The 6,584-nt window shown below is 66.1% G+C and carries 4 protein-coding genes; 2 read left to right on the forward strand and 2 right to left on the reverse strand.

Annotated features, from left to right (window positions below; genetic code table 11):
- Positions 1–320: 320 nt before the first annotated feature.
- Together VL15_RS15320 and VL15_RS15325 are read left to right on the forward strand one after the other, a co-directional pair.
- Positions 321–3,260: a Tn3 family transposase gene (locus VL15_RS15320; RefSeq protein WP_048246462.1), complete on the forward strand. Its 2,940-nt coding sequence runs from the start codon at positions 321–323 to the stop codon at positions 3,258–3,260.
- Positions 3,261–3,291: 31 nt separating this feature from the next.
- Positions 3,292–3,783, forward strand: a complete 492-nt coding sequence (locus VL15_RS15325) for a hypothetical protein (protein ID WP_230684462.1) — start codon at positions 3,292–3,294, stop codon at positions 3,781–3,783.
- Here the strand turns inward: VL15_RS15325 and VL15_RS15330 are convergent.
- On the reverse strand, positions 3,780–5,252 hold the full coding sequence (locus VL15_RS15330) for a tyrosine-type recombinase/integrase (protein ID WP_048246464.1): 1,473 nt from the start codon (positions 5,250–5,252) through the stop codon (positions 3,780–3,782). The two genes, VL15_RS15325 and VL15_RS15330, sit on opposite strands and share 4 nt — an antisense overlap.
- A 43-nt stretch (positions 5,253–5,295) precedes the next feature.
- Positions 5,296–6,246, reverse strand: a complete 951-nt coding sequence (locus VL15_RS15335) for a DNA-binding protein (protein WP_048246465.1) — start codon at positions 6,244–6,246, stop codon at positions 5,296–5,298.
- Between the last annotated feature and the right edge of the window lie 338 nt (positions 6,247–6,584).

Here is a 6,584-nt window from a genome sequence, read left to right on the forward strand (position 1 = left end):
CGGGTTGCATTTCGTTGTCTTCATTGCCTTGATCTCTTCCGTATTTTTGAAAGTGCATAACACGCTCTGGCGATCACAAGATTTGCCAAGGCGAGCGGATAGAATCGCTCATTCCCTACAATACGGAACAGAGGCGCCGATTTCATCGGGCATTTCTACTATTTTTCGCTCATTATCGAGGCGGGCGTTGTGCATCTGTTACGGATTCCGTTATGAAATGATCATTCCGGATCGGAACCGCCTTGTCTGACGCCTCCGATTGCACCGCCGATGTTTTCCGGCTACGCTGCACAGTCCATTTTTCGCGCGGAGTGCGTGCGATGGACCACTGGCGGCTGGCCTACCTCGGCATGCGGCACGTTCCGCACGAGCGGACCGAGTTCGAGCTCAATACGTTCTTCACGTTCTCGGCGCGGGAACGCGCGCTGATCGACGGCCGACGCTCACATCTGTACCGGCTGGCCGTCGGACTGCACCTCGGGTTCGTGCGCATGACCGGGCGCACGCTCGATGCTTACAAACAGATTCCGAAACGACTCTGGCGCCATCTGGGTGAACAACTCGGCATCGAGCCCCCGGACCTCGGCACCTTGCGCGCGCTGTACGACGATCGGACCGACACGCTCGCCGACCACCAGAAGCTGGCCTACGAGGCGCTCGGATTCCGGCCGATGGCCGAGCATCAGCGCCGCTACATGGTGCGATGGCTCAAGGAACGACTCTCGGGCAGGCAGGATCGCAGCACGGCGCTGTACGACCTCAAACAGTGGCTTTACGAGCACCGCGTCCTGATCGTCCACGATCGCGCGCTGCGACAACTGATTGTCCAGGCGGTGCAGGATGTCGAGGCCGTGCTGACGCAGCGACTCGAGGATGCGTTCGGTGCCGCGGCGCTCGATCAGTGGGGGCTGCTGCTGCCCCGGCCCGAAGCCGGCGGCGCCAGCCTCCAGCAGTGGCTCTGGTCCGTGCCGTTACGAAACTCGACGAGCCAGATGGGCGATCTGTTCCGCAAGATCGAGCGCTTGGCCAAACTGGGCGTCTACGGTCGCTGGCCGGCCGAATGCAACGAGGCGGTAGTCCGGCACTATGCGCGACGGTGCGCGAACCGTCCGCCATCAGTCAGCAAGCGCATCCGGCAACCGGTTCGGCGGCTCGAGGCCGCGTGTTTCATGCGCTATGCGTTGTGCGTCGCCACCGACCAGCTGCTGTGGATGCTGAGCCGCTGGCAGCGCAAGATCGTCAATGAGGCGCGCGCCAAGGTCGACGCGTCTCGGCCGGACCTGAAGGCGCAGTTACGCCAGTTCGCGACCGAAGTGAAGGCGCTGGCCGTCGATACGCGCCTGTCGCGCGATGCGCTCGCGCAACGCCTTGTTGAACTGGCCGACACGACGCTCGCACAAGGCGGGCCGAGTCGGGCAAGTCTTGTGCGAACGCAGCTGCTGACGAAGCAGCGCGTCGCGCGCGCGATGCTCGCGAAACTGCTCACGCTGCCGTTCGCGTCGCAAGCCCCGCACCCGGTCATCGACGCGTTGGACGTGCTCAGAACGCTTTACGTCTGCCACGTGCGGGAATTGCCCGCCGACGTCCCGGTCCAACTCGGGCGGGCCTGGCAAGCCATCGTGACGGGTGACGATCGGGTGCGCGCGCTGCTGGCCTTCGAATGGGCCACCCTGTCGGCGTTGCGGGTCGCGCTGCGCAACGGATCGGTATTCGTCGCGCACAGCTTTGCGTTCCGCAGCCAGGCGACGCTGCTGATTCCCGATGCGGTCTGGCAAGCCCAGCGCAACCACTACTACGGCCACCTGAAGCTGCCGCAGGATCCCAAGGAATATCTCGCCCCGGTCTGCGAGCATCTGCACGAAGGACTCGAACGGCTGCAGCAGGCGGCCGCATGTGGCGAGGTTCGCGTCGACACGGCGATCCACCTTGATGCGGCGTCGGCGCAGCGGGCGGAGCCGGCAGTGGAGGCGTTGCGGCGCGCGATCTTCGGCGCGCATCCCGACGGGCAGTTGCCGCGCATCATTCTGGAAGTCGACAGCGAGACTCGGTTCAGCTGGCTACTGCTGGGCCGGGAACCGCGCGCCCGCAGCGAGCTGCTGATGATCTATGCCGCCGTGCTCGCGCACGGCACGTCGATGTCGGCCGCCGAGGTCGCCCGCATGGTGCCGGAACTGTCGGCCGGCGCAGTCCGGCAGATGATGCACCGTGTGGCCGACGAACGCGTACTGCGGCAAGCAGCCGACGCGGTGCTCGACTTCATGCACCGCCATCCGATCGCCGCACACTGGGGGCGGGCCGATCTCGCGTCGTCCGACATGATGTCGCTGGAGACGACGCGCACCGTGTGGCAAGCCCGTGCCGATCCGCGCCGGCGCACCGCGTCGATCGGCATCTATACGCACGTACGTGATCGCTGGGGCATCTTTTACGATCAGCCGATCGTGCTCAACGAGCGCCAGGCGGGCGCCGCGATCGAAGGCGTGATCCGTCAGGAAGGCACCGACGACGTGGCGCAGCTGGCGGTCGACACCCATGGCTACACGGATTTCGGGATGGGGTTGGCCCGTGGGCTCGGTTTCGACCTCTGTCCGCGGCTCGCGCATTTGCGCGACCGGCGATTGCACGTACCGGTTGGGTTGGCCGTGCCCAATGGCCTCTTGACCGTGGTCGACCGCGACGTGCGGCTCGAAGCCATCGAGGGGATCTGGGACGACTTCGTGCGCGTCGCCGCGTCGGTGCAAAGCGGTCACTGCACAGCCACTCAGGCGCTGACGCGGTTCGGTTCCGCGGCGCGCGGCCAGCCGCTGTACGACGGCGGCGTCGCGCTGGGCAAACTGTTCCGGACGATTTTCTTGATCGACTATTTCACGATGCCCGCGTTCCGCGCCGAACTGCAGCACGTGCTCAATCGCGGCGAGGCGCTGCATACGGTGCAGCGCGCGATCCACCGGGGCAAGATCCCGGCTGAGCTCACACGGCACCGGCACGCGATCATGGCGGTCTCGTCCGCGCTGAGCCTGCTGACCAACACCGTGTTGGCGTGGAACACGAGGCACATGCAACAGGCGGTCGACCGCATCGAGACGCTTGGGCAAACGCCGGTCCGATCGGACTACCTGCGGCGCATCGCGCCTACCTATCTGGAGGGCATCAATCTGCGCGGCACCTTCGACTTCCCGGTGGCGGATTTCGCGCATCGCCTGATGCCGAGTATGACGAGCCGCGCGCCGGCACCGGACGCGCATCAGGCGCACGGATGACGCAAACTATGCGTTGCCTCCGTGGGTGATAATGGACGGCCGCGTATTTTTAGTGATCCTTATGCGTCGAACGTCTACCCGGCGGGCCAGTCGTCGGCCGCTCACCAAGAACCTGCTGTTGCCGATGTCGCCCACCCGCGTGCGAGCGCTGTCGCTCGAACACCATCTCGCGCTCGCGACCGTCGCGTGCGGACGCGGCAATGTCGACTTGATGGTGTGCCTGCTGAAAGCGGTCTACATGACGTTCTATTTGCGCGGCGAGACGTCGGTGGACGTCGATATGCGCGCCGTCCAACGGGCGGAGGCCGCGCTGGAGCGGTGCACGGACCGCGCTGAACGCGGCGAAACATGGATCATGCTCGATACCGCGAAGAGCGCGATCGAGCGGGTGCTGCTGCTGCACGACGCGCAGCTCGCGACGACGCCCACGCATCGCTATCTGGACGCGCTCGATAAACTGAACCGCTTCGCGTGCGAAGGTCTGGCGTCGCCGATTCCAGCCATCCCGCCAGTCGAAGCCTAGTCGCCCGAAAACGCGCGATCGACGAACGCGCGCAATTGCGACAAATCGGTCTTCGCGTAGCCGGCGGTGGTCTGGATCGACACGTGCCCGAGCAGTGCCTGCGCGGCCGGCAACGGCACCTGCCGGTCAACCACCAGCGTGCGCGCATACGCGTGTCGCAGCCAGTGCGGCGACGCACGACGCAGCGTGGCCACGCTCCCCGGATCGGTCGGCTCGAGCGCCGCGGCCGCCGCCGCAAAGATCGCCTTCACTTCATCGTACAGGCCCGAGCTTTGCAGCGAGCCGCCCTTGAGGCCGTGAATCAGGGCGACGCGCTCGCCGGCTTCGGGCTGCACCGGCAGGCCGCGCAGCTGTCGGTACGCCTGCAGCATCGCAACGCAGCTGTGTGGCAATGGGATCGCGCGGGTTTTGCGTCCCTTGCCGCACACGTGCAGGGTCCAACGGCCGCCGGACTCCACTTCGACGACGGGGAGTTGCAGGTCGTCGGACCAGACCAGCTCAACTAGGCGCACGCCCGCGTAGCGATACAGCATCCAGATGGCCCGGCGCCGTGCGGTCACGACGGGGTCGCCGTCGGTGGCCACCTCGTTCACCTGCGCATCGCACGCGTCGAGTTGGCTGGGCGTCAACAGGCGGGTCGGCGCGAAGCCCGCATGCCGGCGTTGCCCCCGCACCAGGCCGGCCGCCGGATTCGCGGTCAGATATCCGGTTTCCGTCCAGTACCGGAACAGGCTGGCGACGACGGCCAGCGCTCGCGCCTGCGACGCTGCCTTCAAGCTTCGCGCGGCAGCATCGTCGACGTCTCGGGCGGGATGATGGAGCGCGCGTCGGTACGCGAGCAGATCGTGACGCGTGAGGTCCGACAGCGGCCCCAGTTCATGCGCGAGACACCAGGCGGCAAGGCGACGGATCTCCGTCACATACGCCCGCGTCGTGTGCGCCGAGCGACCGCCGCGATCGCGCAGGAACAGCGCGATCGCCTGCGCGTCGTCGCCGACGCCGAGCGTATTGGTTGTGCCGCTCGGATTCGCATAGCGTCCCGCACGCGCGCCCCACTGCAGGATGGCCGCCGGCAGACTCGCGACGAGTGAGGGCTCCCGTTTCTTCTCACCGATCGCGGAGAGGGCGACGCGGCCGGTGTCGCGCCTGAACCGGCGCGCATGCGCGCGCAACACCCGTTCCACGACCGCGTCGGATGCGGGAGCCTCGGCGGCCGGCACCACTCGCGCGCGCCCGCGATCCCAGTATTCGACCGCGGTCGGCTGGTCGAGCAACAGACGCATCACCGCCGGTTTCGCGGCTTTCGCTTCGGCGAGCGACGGATAGCGTTGCTTGACGGCCGCGAGGGTCCAGCACGTATAGACGACATGACCGAGCGCGTCGGCCAAATACGCGATGGCGGCGTCAACTTCGCCGGGCAACCGTTGCGGCGACGTTGTACCGGTATCGATCCAGTCCGCGTAGTTCATCCGTGACAGGCGCTCGTACGCGTGTTCATGCGGCAGCTCGCGGTCACTTGCTCTTGCGTTTCGCCGCAGCGCCGCCAGCGGCGCGCTTGGCGCTTGCCAGACCGGCATGCGCGGCCGCCCGGGCCGGCTTCGGCTTGATGTCGCGCAGCAGCTCGCCGAGCTGGGCATGCTGCTGCGCGTTGACCGCCTTCAACGCGAGCGCTTCGCCAATCGCCTGCTGACGCGCTTCGCGCTCGCGGGCGAGTTCGCCGTCCAACCGCTCGCGTTCGGCGTCGAGCGCGGCAATCCGGCGCTCGGCGAACTTCAGCTGCGAAGCGAACTGCGCGTGTTCTTTCTTCAGGGACTCGCGCTGGTGCGCGGTTTCCTGCAGCAACTGCTTCGACAACGCATCGTAGCGGTGCTGCGCGGCCGCCAGCGCTTCCGCATGGTCTCGCTGAAGATCGGTCTGTTGGATCGCCGCCGAATTTAACGAAGTTTGAAGGTCGTGAACCGCCGCGTCGAGTGACGCGCAGCGTTCCCGCAGCAGGGCATGCTGCGCACGAAGGTCCGCGCACTCGGCGTCGCGCGTCGTCACCACGGCTCGCAGCTCCGTGATTTCCTGCCGCAGCAATTCGACGCGCATTTCGGCGTCGGTGCGGGCGGCATCAGCCGCAGCGATTGCCTCCTGGGCTTCGCGCTTGAGGCGAACGACATCGTCCAGTTGGACGGCCACAGCCGTTTGCCAAAGCGCCTGCATGTGTTCGGCGATCTCGGCGGGCAGGCCCGGTATCGCGATCTCGCCGAGTCCGGACCGCACCACCTCGGCCTCGATGGCGTTGAGCGCGCGCGACAGCGTGGCCGGGTCGCCGGCGCCAAGGCGCGCCCGCAGCTTGCGGACCGAGACCAACTGCCGGAAGCGGATCCCGGTCGCGGGCGTCGCATCGCCGGCCTCGGCGAGCATGGCAAGCACCGTGGCCCGGATCTGGTCGGGGGTAGCGGCGGCTGGACGGGGCATGGCGAGCTCCAGGCGGTGAAGGGGTGAAATTTCCGCATATTATTTCATATAATTCTACCGTTAGATAATGATATTTTTAGTTGTATTTGAAGTGTGATCCACGATAATTTATATTATCGCTGCTATGCAGGTCCAACCGTGCCGGCGAATGCATGCCTACGCCCGCCGGGGCTCGGCGCAGGGGTGTTGAGGAAGAACGGAAGGACCAGTCAGGAAGTGGCTGATTTGATTGATTATTGTTTGGGGGGGCGGAGCGCTAACCCTTGCCGCAGCTAGATCGGCCTACACCGGTAAACTGCATCGAAATCGAGGGGACCCCAAGCCGCGGCGCGAGAAGA

The organism is Burkholderia cepacia, from assembly GCF_001039005.1.
GTDB classification, from domain to species: domain Bacteria; phylum Pseudomonadota; class Gammaproteobacteria; order Burkholderiales; family Burkholderiaceae; genus Burkholderia; species Burkholderia theae.

Bases quoted from the DNA above. Each gene is read 5' to 3' on its own strand.
- VL15_RS15320 (WP_048246462.1), top strand. From the start codon at position 321: ATGGACCACTGGCGGCTGGCCTACCTCGGCATGCGGCACGTTCCGCAC.
- VL15_RS15330 (WP_048246464.1), bottom strand. From the start codon at position 5,252: ATGAACTACGCGGACTGGATCGATACCGGTACAACGTCGCCGCAACGG.
- VL15_RS15335 (WP_048246465.1), bottom strand. From the start codon at position 6,246: ATGCCCCGTCCAGCCGCCGCTACCCCCGACCAGATCCGGGCCACGGTG.
- VL15_RS15325 (WP_230684462.1), top strand. From the start codon at position 3,292: ATGGACGGCCGCGTATTTTTAGTGATCCTTATGCGTCGAACGTCTACC.